The following is an 18,511-nucleotide window of genomic DNA, read 5'->3' as shown; positions in this document are numbered from 1 at the left end:
GAGAGTAAGGAAAATTGGTAATACCACTTTACCACTTATAAAAAAGGAGACGATACCATGAGCAAGTACAATCAAGTGACAAAAGAATTAGTTGAACAGTTAAAAGGCGTTGTTGGTGAAAAATTTGTTTATACTGATGCAGACAAATTAGAACCTTATTCTCATGATGAATTGACTGATTCTCACTATACGAAATTGCCGGAAGCGGTTGTTTTACCAGAAACGGCAGAAGAAGTAGCTGAAATTGTAAAATTGGCTTCTGATAACAATGTACCCATTATCGCTCGTGGCGGCGGTACGGCTTTCACAAGCGCATCAGTTGCTTTATACGGCGGCATCGTTCTTTCCGTAGAACGGATGAATAAAATTTTAGAAATTGATGAAGAAAATATGTTTATGGTGGTAGAACCTGGCGCTACGACAGCCAATGTACAAAAAGCTGCCAATGAAAAAGGCTTCCTCTATGCTGGCGATCCCTGCAGCGGTGACAGTTCTTTTATCGGAGGTAACGTAGCTACAAATGCTGGCGGTAATAAAGCCGTAAAATACGGTACGACTCGTCAACAGGTTAATGGTGTGGAAATTGTAACAGCTGATGGCGAACTTGTAACATTAGGCGGCAAATGCAAAAAAGATTCTACTGGCTATAGCCTTGTTAATTTGATGATTGGTTCAGAAGGAACGCTAGGCGTTATTACCAAATGCTATCTCAAACTGGTTCCTTTGGCGAAAAATGTATTTGATCTTTTAGCTGTATTCCCTGATTTGAAGACAGCAATTGGCATTGTACCTAAGGTTATGGCAGCAGGAATTACGCCTGTTTGTGTTGAATTTATGGACAATGAGTCGATTAAATGTTGTGAAAAGTTCTTGAATGAAAAATTGCCAAATAGTGAAGATGGTCACTATATCATTATCTCTATTGAAGGCGACAATGAAGAACTTCTGGAAGAACAATGCGTTACAATTGATGAATTGGCTACTGAACATGGCGCTATGAGCGTTCTTGTAGCTGATCCTGTACGAATTTGGAAAGCAAGAAAAGCTTATGCTGAAGCTGATCGGTCTCGCAGCTTGATTTTCTCCATGGAAGATATTGTAGTTCCGATGAATAAAATTCCTGAGACTGTAGAAAAAATCGCTGAAATTGGTCAAAAATATAATATCGCAATTCATTGCGCGGGTCATGCCGGTGATGGCAATATTCATGCTAATATTTTGAAAGATCAGCTGTCTGAAGAAGAATGGCATGATAAACTGCCGAAACTGCAGCATGAAATTTATTCAGCTGTTTACGAAGTTGGCGGAAAATTGTCAGGTGAACATGGCATTGGCTATAAACGCTTGAAACTGTTAGAAGAATATGGCAGTCCTGTCGAACTCAAAATGATGAAAGCAATTAAACAAGCTTTAGATCCGAAAAATATTCTTAACCCAGGCAAAGTAATTGCTGTAGATTGATTTTTTGGTTTTACTGACTGTAGAAAAGGGGTCTCCAGAATGAAATTCCAGCAGATTGTAACCCGGAAATTATATGAGCTTGTGATTGATCAAATTAAAGAAATGATTTATCACAAACGATTGGTGAAGGGGGATAAGCTGCCGTCAGAAAGAGACTTGGCCGTACAACTCGGCGTAAGCCGTACAGCGATCAGAGAAGCTTTAAGAGCGTTAGAGATGCTTGGCCTTATTGTGAGTCATCACGGTGAGGGAACTTTTATCGCTTCTGCTTTTCCGGAAGAAAAACTCTTTGAACCACTCTCACTTGTTTTTATGCTTGAGGACAATCCGACAGAGTTAAGCGAGGTGCGGGCGATGCTTGAAATACAGTGCGCCGGCCTCGCTGCTGAAAAAATTAAACCTGAGGAATTGCAACTTTTAGCGGCGTGTGTACAGGAGTTTCAAACATCTCAGGAAAGTCCGCTTCTTGCGGAAGTAGATAAGAATTTCCACACGCTGATTGCCAAAGCTAGCCATAATCGTCTTCTCTATCACTTATATTCTTCGATTCATGAAGTGGTGAGTCATCATATCGTGAATATGCGCTATTTGATTATCAGTGATAGACAAAATTCTTCCATTTTATTGCATCAGCATAAAGCAATTTATGAATCCATTGCCACTGGTGATGTGAAAAAGGCTAGGGAAGCGATGACAGAACATATGGTTTTTGTACGCAGTCAATTTGATTCAAAATATGAAATGGAAATTCGTACTGAGACGCGAGAGCAAATCTAGGATAACTACAACAGAATGATTATTTTTTAAGAGTCGGCTTTATGCCGACTCTTTTTGCATAGGCGTCCTAGTTGTTCAATATATATAATATAGGCAGTCAGTTTTTTTCAGAAAACGAATCATATGAGGCGGCGATAAGATGGTTAGGGTATGGATCTTTTCTGGTTCACGCAGGTGGAAAAATTGGTGCTTTCTTTTTGGCGGTGCCGCGTTGTGTCTTACTCTTTTCTTTATGCCCTTTTTAGCTTTTGAAAAGCCGCAGCCGATTTATCAAGGCGACGCGGCCGAGAAGAAAGTGGCTTTTGCTTGCAATGTGTTTTGGGGTGAAGATATTTTACCAATTATGGCGGAACGATTAAAGCCTTACCATATTACTTTTTTTATCGGCGGAATTTGGGCAGAAAAACATCCGGATCTTGTTAAAAGTTTAGCTGAAGCAGGTCACGAAATTGCCAATCACAGTTATAACCATCCTCATCCCAATCGTTTGAGTAAAGAAAAAAATCAAGAACAAATTTTGCAAACAGCTGCATTGCTTGAAAGTATTACAGGGCAAACAAATCGTTTATATGCGCCACCCTATGGTGAATTTAATGATATTGTCCTTCTCGCTGCTCAAGAACTTGGTTATACAACGACGTTGTGGAGTATTGATACGATAGATTGGCAGAAACCATCACCAGAAGTCATCATGAGCCGAGTTATGAAAAAAATTCATCCAGGCGCCATTATTTTAATGCATCCAATGGCTGCAACGTCTCAGGCTTTGCCTGGTTTGATCCAAAAATTAACGGAAGAAGGTTATCAAATTACAACCGTATCTGATGTAATTGCTTCGAAAAAGCAGGCCCAGTGAGGCCTGCTTTTTTTGCCAAATAGTTCAATTGCCCCTTGGGGGAGGCTATGTTATCATTGTTAACATAATGTTAAAAGAAGTTTGTTACGCTTTTTTGTGTCAGCTATTAGTCGGGAGGATTTCATGGAGAAACGCCGGGTGTTGTTTGCTTATTGCTTGTTTATTACTTTAGTTTTTCACTTGTTTTTGCCCCTTCGTTCTGCCGCCGCTTTTTCAGCACAGGATCTGTTTACGACAGCTAGTACAAGCGGTAGCTCTGGACAAGTAAACATTATGGATCTTTTACTAGGTCTTTTACTAGGAAAGTTTTTTGGTCAATCAGCATCTGCAGATCATTCCGGCCAGAATACTTTGAATTCTTCTGGTAAAGAACTGATTGGCTTTTATGCGGAATGGTATGGTCAAGATCAATCATCCTACCAGGATTTTTTGAGTCATACAAATCAAATTGGAACGATTGCTCCGTTTTGGGCTACTCTGAGTGAGACGGGAGATCTTACGAATCGTGGCGGCGACGATCATACAGCTGTTGTAGCGTTAGCTCATAGGAATCAACGACAGGTACTCTTGCTTGTTAATAATGCAAAAGCGACAACTGGAATTGCGCCAATTGATACTATGCTAGAAAATCAAGCAGCAAGAAGTCAAGCGATAGAAAGTATAAGCGCCTATATTAAGAAATATCATTTAGATGGCGTAAATATTGATTTTGAAGGCGTATCAGCTGCACGTAAGCAAGATTTAACTACGTTTATGGCCGAATTGAGTCGTGAGTTAAAGCCGCAGGGCTATATCGTATCGATGGATGTTTTTCCAAAAGAAAATGAAAACAATGATGTGGCAGCGGTCTATGATTATGCCGCCCTGGCAAGTTATACTGACAAGCTGATTGTAATGACCTACGATCATCACGGAACTTGGAGTGATGCCGGAGCCATTGCTGATATAAGCTGGGTAGATCGCAGTGTAGTTTATGCTCTGAATTTTATTCCTAAGAAGAAATTATATCTTGGCTTGGCTGGCTATGGTTATGATTGGTCAGTAAAAGGCGTGACTAGTTTAGAGTATGGAGAAGTCAGTAAGTTGCAGCAAAAGTACCAAGCGAATGTTCTTTGGGACGAAACAAGTAAATCATCTCATTTTTCCTATCAAGAAAAAGATGGGACAAGCCATCAAGTATGGTTTGAGAATAGTCGCAGTCTGGCCTATAAGTTAGATTTGGTGAAAAAATATGATTTAGCAGGTGCGGCGCTTTGGAAGTTAGGTGAAGAAGATCCTGATTTTTGGCCAATGCTTCAGACAAAATGGATTCCATAGAGGAGGAGTTTTATGCGAACGAAACAACGAGTTATTCTAATTTTGTTGATTTTTTGTATCGTGCAAATTGCATCTTTTAGTGCCACGGCTATCGCAGCTACGCCTGATGTAGCACAAATTTTAACGGCTGCTACTACATCAACCGTTGCAGCTCCTACATCAGGCGGTGGTTTATTAGGTGGTTTGTTTAGCTTTATTTTTGAAAAAATATTAGGACCACTGCTGCATATTGGTGCTTCTAGTTCTAGTAATTCTTCCAGTTCTGGGAGTTTACCGTCAACCGGGATAAGCGGCGGAAGTCATAGCGGGAGCAGTAATAGTAAAGGAGCTCTTTACGGTAAAACAATTCTGATAGATCCCGGTCATGGTGGCACAAATCCTGGTTCAGTAGTCGGTAGTTTTCGTGAGTCTGATAATAACCTAGCTGTTGGTCTTAAAGTGAGAGACTTGTTGCGGCAATCCGGTGCTACCGTGATTATGACTCGTTCCAGTGATCAGACGGTGGCTCCGATCGGAAGTACACTTACGGAAGAATTAGCAGCAAGAGTGGCGATGGCTGAAAAAAATCAGGCTGATTTATTTATCAGCATCCACTCTAATGAAAATAATGATACAACAATTCATGGAGCTACGACTTATTACTCTAGCGCTGCTTCAACACAGTTGGCTCAATTAGTCCAAAGGGCATTGGTTCAAACGACTGGAGCGGTTGATAAGGGTGTTCAGCAAGCTAATTTTTACGTAATTCGTAATCCATCTATGCCAAGTATTTTGATTGAAATGGGATTTATGTCCAATCAGGAAGAAGCGATCCAGTTAAATAGTGATTCTTACCGAAACCAAATTGCACAAGGAATTTTCCAAGGCATATCTTCTTATTTTAACTTATAAAAAATCTGATTTTAATTGACAAATAAGCCGAAACAGAGTATATTAAATTGCTTTGTTTTGGCTTTCGTTTTTTAGAAAACGCGAAAAAGGCAGGATTTAATTCGGCTTAAGCGAACATTAAGAAAAGAATAGATCGAATTATGGAAAAAAAGGAGCTTATCATGTATCAAAAATCGGTGCTGTCAAATGGAATCCGCGTTGTCACGGAAGAACTATCCCATGTAAAGTCGATCAGCTTTGGTGTTTGGATTGGTACGGGATCGCGCTTTGAAACAGAGGAAAATCATGGGATTTCTCATTTCCTCGAACATCTTGTATTTAAAGGAACTGATCGGTTTACGGCACAGGAACTTGCGGAACGCGTTGACGCCATCGGCGGACAAATCAATGCCTTTACGGCTAAAGAATATACTTGTTTTTATATGAAAGTCTTAGATCATCATCTAGAATTCACAGCGGACCTTTTAGCGAATATGTTGATTCATTCTAAATTTCAAGAAACGGATTTAGAGAAAGAGCGTCAAGTTGTACTAGAGGAATTGCATATGTATGAAGATGCACCGGAAGAAATGATCCATGATCTTCATTTACAGCAGTTGTGGCCTCAGCATGCTTTGGGACGCAATATTTTGGGCACGAAAGAAGCAATTGAACGGTTTAATCAGTCAATGCTACTGGCGTATTACCAGGCTCGCTATCAGCCCGATAATATGGTAATTGCTGCTGCCGGACATTTACAGCATGAGGAAGTAGTTCGCATAGTAGAAAAATATTTTGGCGCTTTGCAGGGAAAGGCGAAGGCGGTAGAGATCAAACGACCTTCCTATCAAGCTGCGTTAAAAGTAGAAGAAAAAGATACAGAACAGGTTCATATTTGTGTCAGTTTCCCCAGTGTTACTTATCTTTCGCCGGATATTTATAATGTGCATATTTTGAATAATCTTTTAGGCGGTTCCATGAGTTCGCGTCTATTTCAATCGATTCGCGAAGAACGTGGTCTTGCTTATTCTGTGTATTCGTATCAGACAAGTTATCGCGACTGCGGCCTTTTTAGCGTTTATGCCGGCACTCGTCCCACCAACGCGCAGGAAGTACTTAACTTGATTTTAACAAATTGGCAAAAGTTAAAATCAGAAAAATTTTCAGCTCAGGAATTAGAGAAGAGCAAAGAACAGCTTAAGGGTAATCTATTTTTAGGCTTAGAAAGCTCAGGAAGCCGTATGTCGCGTATAGGCCGCAATGAACTGACTTTGGAGCGCTTTGTTTCTTTAGAAGATGTAGTGGCTAAAATTGATGCTGTTACTCCAAAGAGCTTACAGCATTTTCTCGATACGATCCATTTGGCTGATGTGTCCTGTACCGCTTTAGGTCCGATCCAAAGTCTCGAGATAGGAAAGGAGTTTTCTTAAGATGAAACAACGCGGTTTTTGTTGGGTAAAACAATATGAAACAGCTGGTTTTGCTTTGCCGAAGCGAAGTACTCGCTTTAGCGCTGGCTATGATATTGCCGCTGTGAGCACACTTACTCTAATGCCACAGACGGTAACGCTTGTACCGACTGGCTTAAAGGCGTATATGCAGTCTAATGAATATCTTGGTATTCATATACGATCTTCCTTAGCTGTAAAATCTGGAATTTGTCTTGCCAATGGGCAAGGAATTATTGACGCTGACTATTATGATAATCCAGACAATGAAGGACATATTATGTTGGCTTTACTAAATCTTAGCAAAGAGCCTTTTGAAATAGTTCCTGGCATGCGTCTAGCTCAGGGGATTTTTTATTCTTATCTCACGGTAGATCAAGATGAAACGCCAGCAGAGCGCCAAGGTGGCTTTGGCAGTACTGGCAAGTAAATTTTTCTTCTTAAAGGAAAAGATTTGGCATAAGCTAGTAAAAAGAGGAGGCTGATTATGGCCGAATTATTTTTACTTGCTTGTTTGGGCCTTAGCTTTTTCTTTTCGCTCAAATGGCGACTGAAGCGAATTCGCCAAAGCCCAGCCCTTAAAACAGCTGTTTCACCGTTATCAATGGCATTGACAGATCTGGTGGCAACGGCAGGGGGAATTTATTTATCGCTGATTATGGCTGCGGCTTTTTTGAAAATTGCTGTCCCGGAAGTGTTATTTATTTATGGACTAAGCTTTGACCCTCTCGCTTTTTTCTCGCTCCTTGTCACTTTACTACAGCCCTTATGGGGGATATTCTTTACTAAAGAATGAGAAGGTGGACTGCATGCGCTTATGGGAAATGAAAGGCAAAGAAGTCATTAACCTTGCTGATGGGTCACGTCTTGGCGTAGTTGATGAATGTGAGCTTTGCTTTGATGAAGCAACAGGAAGAATTCAGTCTATGCTGCTACCACGGTATGGCGACTTTTGGCAATTTTTCCGCTCAGAAAAAATTGCTGCGATTCCTTGGCCGACGATTAAACGAATTGGCCAGGATTTTATCTTAGTTGACGGACGCTCATCGAAAGCAATCGAATAATTTTGCTTTTGTATATTTCTCTTGCTTTAAGAGACAATATAAGAAGAGTCATTCTTGTTTATTGTCATTTTAAGGAGGGAAATACATGAGAGAAGGTACTGATACTTCACAAACGGGGACTGTTACGTCTGCTTATGACGCTTCGTTGTCGCAAACAGTTCGCCCGGGGTCAACGACTACGCTGGGAGCTATGAATCAGCCAAGTCAGATAGAATCTGGCGCGCCCCTTGCTACAGAAGTTTCTAATGCGAAATCTTCACAATCGGGAAATCAGGTAAGCGGCTCTATGGGAGCAGGCAGTTCTGTAACGATGGTTGTTGCTTCATTTGAACAGAAAAACCAGGCAGAACAGGCTGTAAATCAGCTTCGTCAACAAGGATTTACGACAGAAGAAATTAACATTGTGGCTAAACAGCAAGCCGAAGGCGCCGAATCGACTGATTTTTATAATGACGATGTAACGGACGGGGCTTTGGCTGGCGGTACGCTTGGCGGCATTGGCGGGTTGCTAGTTGGCGCAGGCGCCTTGGCAATTCCCGGTATTGGTCCGATTGCCGCTGCCGGTCCGATTGCGGCAGCTCTAAGTGGTGCTGTAGCTGGCGGGATTGCTGGCGGTTTAATTGATTATGGTATTCCGGCAGAAGCCAGCAAAGATTATGAAGAAAAGATTACGCAAGGGAAAATTTTGGCTATGGTTCGTACTACGGGAACTAAAATATCACAAGCAAGCTCGATTTTTACACAAAATGGGGCTAGTGAGGTGAATACTCACGCGATTGGTCAATCGTGATACGCTGTTAATAAATTTGATAAAGACAAAAAAGTTGGTAATTTTCATTGACAGCTATTAGGAGAATGGTGTAAACTGTTACTAATTTCATATTTGTGAATCTTTATGATATAGAGGTGCAGGTAACAAGAGTACTTTCAGGAAGAGTAGCGTTGATGATCTGGAAGAAAAGGGTTAACTGCCGAAGTATAAGTAACTGCTAGGTTATTATACTGGTTTTGTGCCAAATAGGTATAAGACTGTCACCAATGATAAGCTTGGTGGAGCGCTATCTCATTTGATGTAAGAAGAAAACCTTTGAAGGAATTTACTTTTTACTTCTATGCGCTTCTAGAATTATCAGCCGGTGAATTGAAAGCCGGCTGTTTTTATTTTGATTTTATTTTAGGAGGTTTCATCATGGAGAAGATTACCGTATTAGTCAGCGGCGCTTGCGGCCGCATGGGCCAAGAGGTTGTAAAGGCTGTTGTGAGAGATGAATCTTTGGAATTGGTCGGAGCAGTCGATAAACATCATGCAGGCAAAGATATTGGTGAAATTGTAGGTTTAGGAAAGCTCAATGTCCCCATTGTTGCCGATTTAGCCGAAGCTTTGCAGCAAGGGAAAGCTTCCGTTATGGTTGATTTTACGAACCCTGACGCCGTGATGCCCAATATTCGTTTGGCTTTGAATAATGGGGTTGCACCTGTTGTTGGGACAACAGGATTTTCTACTGATGATGTACAGGAAGTACGCGCGCTTTGCAAAAAAACAGGTGTGAATGCTTTGATAGCACCAAACTTTGCGATTGGCGCCATTTTACTTATGAAGCTTTCGGTGCAGGCGGCGAAATATATGCCTCATGTAGAAATTATTGAACTACACCATGATCAGAAACTGGATGCTCCTTCAGGTACAGCGCTTCGCACTGCTGAGCTGATTGCTGAAGTCAGAGGAGAAATGAAACAAGGTCACCCCAATGAGGTAGAGAAAATTCCTGGTAGCCGCGGCGGTCAGCTTGCGGGAATTCCGTTGCACAGTGTTCGCTTGCCAGGCTATGTAGCTCATCAGGAAGTTATTTTCGGCGGTTTAGGGCAAACCTTGACGCTGCGACACGATAGTATTTCACGCGAGTCTTTTATGCCTGGCGTTACGTTGGCTTGTAAGAAAGTGCTTACTACATCTGGCTTAACTTTTGGCTTAGAAAATATTTTGGACTAATTCTTATCAAATAATTCTAAATTTTTATGAGTTGGAGTGTGGATATGATGAAAAAACCAAATGTTGCTATTTTAGGAGCTACAGGTGCCGTCGGTAAAGAGTTTTTAACGCTGATTGAAGAACGTAAATTTCCATTTAATGAATTAAAATTGTTGGCCTCCAAACGTTCAGCCGGTACGAAAATTGATTTTATGGGGAAAACTTATATTGTGGAAGAAGCAACGGAAGATTCCTTTAAAGGGATTGATATTGCTCTTTTTGCCGGTGGTTCAGCCAGCAAAACTTTTGCGCCTGCTGCGGTAAAAAGCGGTGCCGTTGTGATTGATAATTCCAGTGCTTTCCGTATGGATCCTGAGGTTCCTTTAATTGTGCCGGAAGTGAATCCTGAAGCGATTAAAGAACATAAAGGTATTATTGCCAATCCGAATTGCTCAACGATCATCATGCTTATGGCTTTAAAACCAATTTATGACCGCGTGAAAATTAAACGGATTGTTGTTTCTACCTATCAAGCCGTATCTGGTGCTGGTAAAGAAGGCATCGAAGAATTAACGAATCAGGTGGAAGCTGTCATGAATCATCGTTCGGTTGAAGCGAATATTTTGCCTAGCGCTTCCTTACCAAAGCATTACCAGATTGCTTTTAATTTACTGCCACAGATTGATGTTTTTGTGGAAGACGGCTATACCAAAGAAGAAATGAAAATGGTACATGAAACACATAAGATATTAAATGACTATACTATAGGTATAACGGCAACAACGGTACGCGTTCCTGTATATCGCAGCCATTCTGAATCCATTAATCTGGAACTTGAAGGGCCGCTTTCTGTCGAGGCAGCTAAAGAGGTTTTGGCAGCTTTCCCAGGCGTGATTGTAGAAGACGATCCAGCGCAGCAGATCTATCCTATGCCGCTGTTCACTTCTGATAAAGATGATGTTTTTGTCGGACGAATTCGTCCTGATAAGTCGGTACAATACGGTTTGAATCTTTGGGTAACAGGCGACCAGATTCGAAAAGGCGCCGCACTGAACGCGCTCCAAATTGCCGAGTATATGATTCAAGAAGAATTAGTTTGAGGTGTCGTAAATGCGGATACTTGTTCAGAAATTTGGCGGGACTTCTGTGGCTACGCCAGAGGCACGCCAACGGGTTGTTAAAAAAGTAAAAGAAGCTATGGCTGAAGGGTATGCACCAGTAGTTGTTGTATCAGCCATGGGGCGGAAAGGCGCTCCTTATGCGACAGATACGCTGTTATCAGTCCTTAACGAAGCCAATCCTAAAGTAGCAAAGCGAGAAGTGGATTCACTGCTTTACTGCGGTGAAATGATTTCTGCTTCCGTTATGGCAGCAACGCTGCAAGTTGCCGATGTGGCTAGCGTAATGCTGACAGGCGGTCAAGCCGGCATTATTACAGATGATCAATTTACCAACGCACGCATTCTAAAAATTGATACAGCTCCTTTGCTACGATTGCTTAAGGCCGGTAAAATTCCTGTGGTTTGTGGTTTTCAAGGTGTCACAAAAAATGGTGAATTTACCACTCTAGGGCGGGGCGGCAGTGATACGACAGGCGCTGCGCTTGGCGCCGCCTTAGAGGCAGAGCGCGTAGAAATTTATACAGATGTAGATGGAATTATGACAGCTGATCCACGGATGGTTACGAATGCCCGGATTCTTGACTGTGTGAGTTATGGTGAAATTTGCCAAATGGCGCATCAAGGTGCGAAAGTGATTCATCCACGAGCGGTAGAAATTGCTATGCAGAAAAATATCCCGCTTGTTGTAAAGTCAACTTTCAGTGACGCTCCTGGCACGCTCATTACAACATTAGCGGCAGAAACTGGTGAAGGTTCTGCCGTGTCTGATCGAGTGGCTACCGGTGTTGCTTATCTTGGTTCGATCGCTCAGGTTAAGATTGATGTAAACTCGACAGCGTCCCATGAAGCAGCATCTCAGGTTTTTCGGGCTATGGCGGAAAACAATATTAGCGTTGATCTGATTAATGTTCATCCTGGGCAGATTATGTTTACAGTAAAACAGGAATATATTCCGCTTGCGCAGACCAAGCTAAAAGACCTTGACTTTTCTCCAGAAATTTTAGCTGATTGTGCTAAGGTTTCTGTAGTTGGCGGCGGTATGCGCGAAGTTCCTGGGGTTATGGCGAATTTCGTTGATGCCTTGACAACAAGCCGAATCGAAATTTTGCAAACAGTAGATTCGCACACCTCCATTTCAGCACTAGTGCGGCAAGATGATGTAAAAGCTGCACTCTTAGCGCTTCATGAACGGTTTGGCCTGGCCTAACAGGCAGACGCTTTTTATCTGAGGAGGAAATTACATGAATTCTTTTGGCCGAATATTAACAGCTATGGTCACGCCTTTTCATGACAATGGCTCGGTCAATTATGAAGCCGCGAGTCAATTGGCTCAGTATCTTGTCAGTAACGGATCAGACGGACTCGTTGTTGCTGGCAGTACTGGCGAAGCTGCTACAATGACGAAGCAAGAGAAAATTGAACTTTTTAAAACAGTACTGGCCGCAGTAGGCGATAAAGCGACCGTTATTGCTGGTACTGGAACGAACGATACGCAATCTACCATCGATATGACGCAGGCTGCTGAAGCAGTAGGCGTACATGGCGCTTTGGTAGTAGGCCCTTATTATAATAAACCGCCGCAAGAAGGGTTTTATCAGCACTTTAAAGCAGTAGCAAATGCAACGACTTTGCCGATTGTTATTTATAATGTGCCAGGCCGAACCGCTTCCAATATCTTGCCTAGTACGATTATTCGTCTTAGTGAAATAAAAAATATCGTAGCTGTCAAAGAATCAAGCGGCAATCTTGATCAGTTTGCTGAGGTTGTCAGCAATACGCCTGAGGACTTTTTAGTCTACAGCGGTGATGATTCATTAGCTTTACCAGGCTTAGCTGTCGGCGCTCATGGCGTAATCAGCGTAGCTGCGCATATTGCTGGAAAGCCCATGCAGAGCATGATACAGTCTTTCTTGGCAGGCGATACGAAACGTGCCGCTAAATTACATCAGGCTCTCTTAGCCATTTATAAAGGACTCTTCATCACAACAAATCCGATTCCTGTTAAAACAGCTGTGTCCATGTTAGGCCTTGCGGTAGGGCCGTTACGGTTGCCGCTGATCGCAGCGACCGAACAGGAGCGTCTTCAAATTGCGGCAACCGTGAAGCTGGCTCAGTCGCTATCCCTATAAATTATCGTTAAAAACTTAAAAGAAAAAAGACTGCAGAGAGGCTTGCTACTTGTTGTGGCAAGCCTTTTGTATTACTTTGTGTTACATTTGTATTACTTTATCTAAATCCGTATATAATAAAGTTGCAATTATAAGTTTTGCTTGTTGCTAACATGTAAATAGTGTATAATAAATCTGGAAGAATTGTTCGGCAGTAGTTTTTTGTAAGTAAATGAACGGCTTTTACCGATGAGAGAGCGGACAAATAAATCGGCAATTTTACTATGCTTGCTTTTATGGTAATTGAATCTACTTGTTTTTTTGGAGGTGTATATTTTATTGGCTAAAATACCGCAGAAAATTCAGATTATTCCTTTGGGCGGCTTAGGCGAAATCGGAAAAAATATGACTGTCGTTCGTTATGGCGATGAGATACTTGTTATTGATTCCGGCCTAATGTTTCCTGAAGATGACATGTTAGGGATTGATCTTGTCATTCCTGATATTTCTTATTTGATTGAAAATCGTGACATGATTAAAGCAATTGTTTTAACTCATGGCCATGAAGACCATATTGGGGCGTTGCCCTACGTATTGAAACAACTGAATGTACCTGTTTATGGTACGCGATTGACCCTGGGAATTTTGCAAGGTCGCTTGAAAGAAAATAATGTTTCGACAGCCAATCTTGTTCCGGTTCAGCCGGGAGATCAAATTCAGTTGGGAATTTTTAAAGTTGGTTTTATTCGTGTAAGTCACAGCATTGCCGATGCTGTTTCTTTGTCCATAAAAACGCCGCTTGGTACGATTGTCCATACCGGCGATTTCAAGCTCGATCAAACTCCCGTAGACGGTAAAGTAACTGATTTTCACCGTTTTGCAGAACTAGGCGACCAAGGCGTTCTTGCACTGTTAGCTGACAGTACGAATGCAGAAAGACCTGGTTATACCAAAAGCGAGAGTTCAGTCGGTATTGCTTTTGATGAAACATTCCGCAATGCCAGAGAACGCATTATTATTGCAACTTTTTCTTCCAATATTCATCGTTTGCAACAGGCGATTGACATGGCCTGCAAGTATAAGCGCAAGGTGGCTATTATTGGCCGCAGCATGGTCAATGTAGTGAATATTGCTATGGAACTTGGTTATATGAACATTCCCGAAGGGATTCTTATTGATATTGATGAAATTAATAATTATCCCGCTTCAGGTGTAGTTATTTTGACAACAGGCAGTCAAGGCGAGCCGATGTCCGCTTTAACGCGTATGGCTATGTCTGATCATAAAAAGGTTGATATTGTACCAGGGGACACAGTGATTATCTCGGCAACACCCATTCCTGGGAATGAAAAATCTGTTGCTAGAACGATTGACTTCTTGTTTAAGCAAGGGGCAGAAGTGATTTATGATAAAAATTCGGGTATTCACGTATCAGGACACGCTAGTCAAGAAGAATTAAAGATGATTCATAATTTAATTCGTCCCAAATTTTTCATTCCTGTTCACGGCGAGTACCGGCATTTAATTAAACATGCCAAATTAGCGCAAGAACTTGGTATGGAAAAACAGAATATTCTTGTTGGTGAAAACGGCCAAGTTTTAGAAATTAGTCAGGATAAGGCCCAGATTAATGGTAAAGTCACAGCAGGTAAAGTACTTGTTGATGGCTTAGGTGTCGGTGATGTCGGCAATATTGTATTGCGCGATCGTCGTCAATTATCACAAGATGGCATTTTGATTGTTGTGGTTACAATGGACAAACAAAAAGGCTGTGTTGTAGCCGGACCTGATATTGTTTCGCGTGGCTTTGTTTATGTAAGAGAGTCAGAACAGCTTATGGATGAAGCGCGTACGCGCGTAGAGCAAGCCCTCGAAAAGTGTAGTGGTAATGGTGTAACTGAGTGGGCGGCAATTAAATCAACTGTACGGGATACGTTAGGGAAATATCTGTATGAACGTACGCGGCGCCGTCCGATGATTTTGCCAATTATCATGGAAGTGTAATTTAACTGGAAATTAAATACTGGTTTTTGATGATCCGCCTTATTAGGCGGATCATCTTTTGCGCTTAGGCGAAAGCAACGTATGAATCATGGGCTCTATGGTCAATACTAGCAATAGAAAAGTATTGTATCAATGGAGGGATGTACTTGTGATTCATGATGACAACCCAGTTGTTGCCCCAAGTCCTGATAAAACGAATGTGCCACAGCAAGAAAAGTCAAAAACATCGCTAGCTAAATCGCCGTCTGCTGAAGCCATAGAGGACCTTGGTACAACAGAAATTCCTACAGCAAAAAGTAATTTGCATGTGATGACGATTATTGGCCAGATTGAAGGACATATGATTTTACCGCCTAATAATAAAACAACAAAGTATGAGCATGTGATGCCCCAGCTTGTAGCTATTGAACAAAATCCCGACATTGAAGGGTTTATGCTGCTTTTGAACACGGTTGGCGGCGATGTAGAAGCAGGTTTAGCTATTGCCGAAATGATTGCCAGTATGTCTAAGCCCTCCGTATCCATTGTCTTGGGCGGCGGACATAGTATTGGCGTACCAATTGCTGTTTCGGCAACTCACTCTTTTATTGTCGAAAGTGCTACCATGACGATTCATCCAATCCGCCTAACCGGGCTAGTAATTGGTGCGCAAAGTTCTTTTGACTATTTGGAGAAAATGCAAGAAAGAGTCAATAAATTTGTTGTTTCTCATTCACATATTGCTGAAGAAAAATGGAAAGAACTGCTTTACAAAATTGGTGATTTGTCGCGAGATATCGGCACATCAGTCGGCGGCAGAGATGCTGTAAATTATGGCCTAATTGGCGAAATTGGCGGCGTTTCTCAGGCTATGCAAAAATTACAGCAACTGATTGAATACAAGAAGATAGCCAAAGGAACGCTCTTATCATGATTCTTTGGACAATAATGCCGCCGGAAGCTGTATTTCCTGAAGCAAATCCAGAGCATGGCTATAAGCAGATGCGTTATTTAGGCTGCAACATTTTCGCTGAAGAGCTTTCTGTCAGTAAGTATCGTCTTGTTCGGCTTTTATCGACTGATCCCGCTGATTATTTGCGACCTGAATTGCAACCAGGGCGCATTCTTACCAAACGCTCTTAACTTTAGAGAGCGTTTTTTTGCGGCTTTGTTTTGAGTCTATTTGGAAAAAAAGGTTTTCTTAGGCAAATGTAGAAAATTTCCTCAGAGGTGGTTGCATTGTTGAACTTTTTCTCGGGAGTATCCTCCGAGTTTAAATACGAATTATGGGGTATTTTTCTTGTAGCACTTGGCCTTATTTCAATGATTAGTTTACTTGATCTCAGTACAGGCGCTGTTGGTTTACTGACGGCGAAAGTGCTGCATTATGCTTTTGGTATTGGTGCGTTAGTAGTTCCGCTTGTTATCATAATTATTGGTTCGCGTTATGTCTGGATGCGGCGAGGCATCAGTTTTTCACTTAAATTTGTCGCGCTTGTTTTGCTTTTTTTATTTTTTTTAGCGCTATATCATCACTGGTTAACGCCCCTAAATCAAGAAATTTATCCCGAGAGTCTCATTAATGGCGGCGGATTATCTGGCGGGCTCATTGTGTTTGGCTTGCGCAAGCTGTTTGGTTTTTATGGGACTTTTGTTTTGTTAACTGCTGCAGTGATTGGTGCTTTAATGGTGGCAACGAATTGGTCGTTAGGTGAAACGCTAATCAAGGCAAAAGATAAGGCGGACGAAGGCTTGTTGCAGGCTAAGGAAAGCTTAGCTTGTGCGTTAGAGGAGCGACGGCGCCAGCAAGATGACGAAATAGGTGACGAGGAACCTATTGCCAAGTCATCAAATGCTTTTTATAATCAAGAGAGGGAAAAAAAAGTAGTAAAAGATGACTTTTTGTCTCATGATATGCAAAAAAACAGTTTTTATGACAGGGAAAAGCCTTTGTTAGAAGAAAATGAAACAGCGCCAGAAGCTGTCGCTTGTCTTTCGTCTGTTAAGGTTGGTGAAGAAAACAAGGAATCGGCTGAACTTCAAGTGCCGCTGAAAGCAGAAAATGGCGAAACGATTCTGCCTTATCGCCTGCCGCCCTTATCGATGCTGAAAAAACCTGTGCGGCAAAAATCTAACAAAACCGCTAAAGAGATTATGGAAAACGCCCATATTTTAGAGTCTACTTTGGCAAGCTTTCATGTAAGTGCTAAGATTACTCATACTTGTCAGGGGCCAGCTGTGACGCGCTATGAACTAGAGCCTGCCGCAGGGGTAAAAGTGAGTAAAATAGTCAATCTTGCTGATGATATTGCCTTGAAATTAGCTGCGCCTGGCGTACGTATTGAGGCGCCAATTCCCGGTAAAGCAGCAATTGGCATTGAAGTTCCTAATAAAGAAGTAGCTAGTGTACCCCATCGGGAAGTTCTAGAGAATGACGCTTTTCAACAAGCTAAATCCTATCTTTCTGTAGCTTTAGGAAAAGATATTGCCGGACAGACCATTATTGCTGATTTAGCTAAAATGCCTCATTTGCTTGTAGCAGGCGCTACTGGTTCGGGAAAGAGCGTTTGCATTAATACGCTGATTACAAGCATTTTATTTAAGGCGAAACCAGAAGAAGCTAAATTTATCTTAATTGATCCCAAAGTGGTCGAACTATCGAATTATAATGGAATTCCTCATTTATTGACACCTGTTGTAACGGATGCCAAAAAAGCAGCATCGGCTTTGCGTTGGGCAGTACGTGAAATGGAACGGCGTTATGCGCTGTTTGCAGCAGCTTCCGTACGCGATATTAGCCGTTATAATGAAATAACACCAGAAGAGAAATTACCGCTTATTGTGATTATTATTGATGAGTTGGCTGATTTAATGATGGTAGCGCCTGTTGATGTGGAAGATGCAGTCTGCCGTTTAGCCCAGATGGCTCGTGCTGCAGGGCTCCATCTTGTTCTGGCCACGCAAAGACCTTCCGTTGACGTTATTACAGGGACGATTAAAGCCAATATTCCATCAAGGATTTCTTTTGCTGTTTCATCACAAATTGATTCGCGGACAATTCTTGATATGGCTGGAGCTGAAAAATTGTTAGGTAAAGGGGACATGTTGTTTTATCCGGTGGGAGCCGCCAAGCCGCTACGGGTACAAGGCTCTTTTATTTCAGATGATGAAGTTGAGGAACTTGTCGCTTTTTGCGCTCGTCAGGCCGAACCTGAGTATACGGAAGGGGTTACTCAAAGTCAGGAAACGGAAGAACCGGAAAAGACGCCCAGTTATGAAGATGAGCTTCTACCAGAAGCCGTAAGATTGGTACTAGAGACAGGACAGGCTTCCGCCTCAATGTTGCAGCGAAAATTCCGTGTTGGTTATTCACGAGCGGCTCGTTTAATTGATACAATGGAAGAAATGCATATTGTGGGACCAAGCCTAGGCAGTAAAGCGAGAGAAATCACCATGACCTCAGCTGAGGTCTATGAGAAGTACTTTCTCGAAAAGTAATTTTGCGTATAAAGCAATTTTCTGTTATGCTATAAAATA

Annotated in this window: 18 protein-coding genes and 1 riboswitch; all 18 genes read left to right on the top strand. The window is 41.9% G+C overall.

What is annotated here, in order from left to right:
• Window positions 1-57 precede the first annotated feature (57 nt).
• The 18 genes from AC0NJP_RS03615 to AC0NJP_RS03530 all read left to right on the top strand — a co-directional run bounded on the left by AC0NJP_RS03615 (window position 58) and on the right by AC0NJP_RS03530 (window position 18,472).
• On the top strand, window positions 58-1,461 hold the full coding sequence (locus AC0NJP_RS03615) for an FAD-binding oxidoreductase (protein WP_474698794.1): 1,404 nt from the start codon (window positions 58-60) through the stop codon (window positions 1,459-1,461).
• A 39-nt stretch (window positions 1,462-1,500) separates the two neighbouring features.
• Entirely contained in the window at window positions 1,501-2,238 is a 738-nt protein-coding gene (locus tag AC0NJP_RS03610) for a FadR/GntR family transcriptional regulator (RefSeq protein WP_474038647.1), read from the top strand.
• A 139-nt stretch (window positions 2,239-2,377) separates the two neighbouring features.
• Window positions 2,378-3,094 (top strand): polysaccharide deacetylase family protein, encoded by a 717-nt coding sequence (locus tag AC0NJP_RS03605; protein WP_474698793.1) that lies wholly within the window; start codon window positions 2,378-2,380, stop codon window positions 3,092-3,094.
• A gap of 123 nt (window positions 3,095-3,217) precedes the next feature.
• Window positions 3,218-4,411 carry a glycosyl hydrolase family 18 protein gene (locus AC0NJP_RS03600; RefSeq protein ID WP_474698792.1) on the top strand — a complete coding sequence of 398 codons (1,194 nt, stop codon included), beginning with the start codon at window positions 3,218-3,220 and terminating at the stop codon, window positions 4,409-4,411.
• Window positions 4,412-4,423: 12 nt separating this feature from the next.
• Window positions 4,424-5,302: an N-acetylmuramoyl-L-alanine amidase family protein gene (locus AC0NJP_RS03595; protein ID WP_474698791.1), complete on the top strand. Its 879-nt coding sequence runs from the start codon at window positions 4,424-4,426 to the stop codon at window positions 5,300-5,302.
• A gap of 161 nt (window positions 5,303-5,463) precedes the next feature.
• Window positions 5,464-6,711, top strand: coding sequence for a M16 family metallopeptidase (locus AC0NJP_RS03590; RefSeq protein WP_474698790.1), 1,248 nt, complete (start codon window positions 5,464-5,466; stop codon window positions 6,709-6,711).
• Window position 6,712: 1 nt separating this feature from the next.
• Window positions 6,713-7,159 carry a dUTP diphosphatase gene (gene dut, locus AC0NJP_RS03585; RefSeq protein ID WP_474038642.1) on the top strand — a complete coding sequence of 149 codons (447 nt, stop codon included), beginning with the start codon at window positions 6,713-6,715 and terminating at the stop codon, window positions 7,157-7,159.
• Window positions 7,160-7,216: 57 nt separating this feature from the next.
• Window positions 7,217-7,525, top strand: a complete 309-nt coding sequence (locus AC0NJP_RS03580) for a hypothetical protein (RefSeq protein WP_474038641.1) — start codon at window positions 7,217-7,219, stop codon at window positions 7,523-7,525.
• A 13-nt stretch (window positions 7,526-7,538) separates the two neighbouring features.
• Window positions 7,539-7,793, top strand: a complete 255-nt coding sequence (locus tag AC0NJP_RS03575) for a YlmC/YmxH family sporulation protein (protein WP_474038640.1) — start codon at window positions 7,539-7,541, stop codon at window positions 7,791-7,793.
• 85 nt (window positions 7,794-7,878) lie between these two features.
• Window positions 7,879-8,583 (top strand): general stress protein, encoded by a 705-nt coding sequence (locus AC0NJP_RS03570; RefSeq protein WP_474038639.1) that lies wholly within the window; start codon window positions 7,879-7,881, stop codon window positions 8,581-8,583.
• Window positions 8,584-8,686: 103 nt separating this feature from the next.
• Window positions 8,687-8,862, top strand: a riboswitch (Lysine riboswitch).
• Between the two features lie 120 nt (window positions 8,863-8,982).
• Window positions 8,983-9,783, top strand: coding sequence for a 4-hydroxy-tetrahydrodipicolinate reductase (dapB, locus tag AC0NJP_RS03565; protein ID WP_474698789.1), 801 nt, complete (start codon window positions 8,983-8,985; stop codon window positions 9,781-9,783).
• 47 nt (window positions 9,784-9,830) lie between these two features.
• Entirely contained in the window at window positions 9,831-10,862 is a 1,032-nt protein-coding gene (locus tag AC0NJP_RS03560; RefSeq protein ID WP_474698849.1) for an aspartate-semialdehyde dehydrogenase, read from the top strand.
• Between the two features lie 10 nt (window positions 10,863-10,872).
• Window positions 10,873-12,090 (top strand): aspartate kinase, encoded by a 1,218-nt coding sequence (gene dapG, locus AC0NJP_RS03555; RefSeq protein WP_474038637.1) that lies wholly within the window; start codon window positions 10,873-10,875, stop codon window positions 12,088-12,090.
• Between the two features lie 34 nt (window positions 12,091-12,124).
• Window positions 12,125-13,012 (top strand): 4-hydroxy-tetrahydrodipicolinate synthase, encoded by an 888-nt coding sequence (dapA, locus tag AC0NJP_RS03550; RefSeq protein WP_474038636.1) that lies wholly within the window; start codon window positions 12,125-12,127, stop codon window positions 13,010-13,012.
• Between the two features lie 318 nt (window positions 13,013-13,330).
• Window positions 13,331-14,995 carry a ribonuclease J gene (locus AC0NJP_RS03545; protein WP_474038635.1) on the top strand — a complete coding sequence of 555 codons (1,665 nt, stop codon included), beginning with the start codon at window positions 13,331-13,333 and terminating at the stop codon, window positions 14,993-14,995.
• 148 nt (window positions 14,996-15,143) lie between these two features.
• Complete coding sequence (locus AC0NJP_RS03540; protein WP_474698788.1) at window positions 15,144-15,908, top strand: ClpP family protease; 765 nt, start codon at window positions 15,144-15,146, stop codon at window positions 15,906-15,908.
• Window positions 15,905-16,117, top strand: coding sequence for a YlzJ-like family protein (locus AC0NJP_RS03535; protein WP_474038633.1), 213 nt, complete (start codon window positions 15,905-15,907; stop codon window positions 16,115-16,117). Before AC0NJP_RS03540 ends, AC0NJP_RS03535 begins: the two co-directional genes overlap by 4 nt.
• A gap of 99 nt (window positions 16,118-16,216) precedes the next feature.
• Window positions 16,217-18,472 carry an FtsK/SpoIIIE family DNA translocase gene (locus tag AC0NJP_RS03530; RefSeq protein ID WP_474698787.1) on the top strand — a complete coding sequence of 752 codons (2,256 nt, stop codon included), beginning with the start codon at window positions 16,217-16,219 and terminating at the stop codon, window positions 18,470-18,472.
• Window positions 18,473-18,511: the final 39 nt, after the last annotated feature.

The sequence above is a fragment of the Pelorhabdus sp. sgz311002 genome, from assembly GCF_056134285.1.
Note: the sequence above shows the minus strand (reverse complement) of the source record. Positions and strands in the feature narration are given on the sequence as shown.

Bases quoted from the DNA above. Each gene is read 5' to 3' on its own strand.
- AC0NJP_RS03595 (WP_474698791.1), top strand. From the start codon at position 4,424: ATGCGAACGAAACAACGAGTTATTCTAATTTTGTTGATTTTTTGTATC.
- AC0NJP_RS03580 (WP_474038641.1), top strand. From the start codon at position 7,217: ATGGCCGAATTATTTTTACTTGCTTGTTTGGGCCTTAGCTTTTTCTTT.
- dapA (WP_474038636.1), top strand. From the start codon at position 12,125: ATGAATTCTTTTGGCCGAATATTAACAGCTATGGTCACGCCTTTTCAT.
- AC0NJP_RS03535 (WP_474038633.1), top strand. From the start codon at position 15,905: ATGATTCTTTGGACAATAATGCCGCCGGAAGCTGTATTTCCTGAAGCA.
- AC0NJP_RS03600 (WP_474698792.1), top strand. From the start codon at position 3,218: ATGGAGAAACGCCGGGTGTTGTTTGCTTATTGCTTGTTTATTACTTTA.
- AC0NJP_RS03615 (WP_474698794.1), top strand. From the start codon at position 58: ATGAGCAAGTACAATCAAGTGACAAAAGAATTAGTTGAACAGTTAAAA.
- AC0NJP_RS03560 (WP_474698849.1), top strand. From the start codon at position 9,831: ATGAAAAAACCAAATGTTGCTATTTTAGGAGCTACAGGTGCCGTCGGT.
- AC0NJP_RS03570 (WP_474038639.1), top strand. From the start codon at position 7,879: ATGAGAGAAGGTACTGATACTTCACAAACGGGGACTGTTACGTCTGCT.
- AC0NJP_RS03610 (WP_474038647.1), top strand. From the start codon at position 1,501: ATGAAATTCCAGCAGATTGTAACCCGGAAATTATATGAGCTTGTGATT.
- AC0NJP_RS03575 (WP_474038640.1), top strand. From the start codon at position 7,539: ATGCGCTTATGGGAAATGAAAGGCAAAGAAGTCATTAACCTTGCTGAT.
- dut (WP_474038642.1), top strand. From the start codon at position 6,713: ATGAAACAACGCGGTTTTTGTTGGGTAAAACAATATGAAACAGCTGGT.
- dapB (WP_474698789.1), top strand. From the start codon at position 8,983: ATGGAGAAGATTACCGTATTAGTCAGCGGCGCTTGCGGCCGCATGGGC.
- dapG (WP_474038637.1), top strand. From the start codon at position 10,873: ATGCGGATACTTGTTCAGAAATTTGGCGGGACTTCTGTGGCTACGCCA.
- AC0NJP_RS03605 (WP_474698793.1), top strand. From the start codon at position 2,378: ATGGTTAGGGTATGGATCTTTTCTGGTTCACGCAGGTGGAAAAATTGG.
- AC0NJP_RS03590 (WP_474698790.1), top strand. From the start codon at position 5,464: ATGTATCAAAAATCGGTGCTGTCAAATGGAATCCGCGTTGTCACGGAA.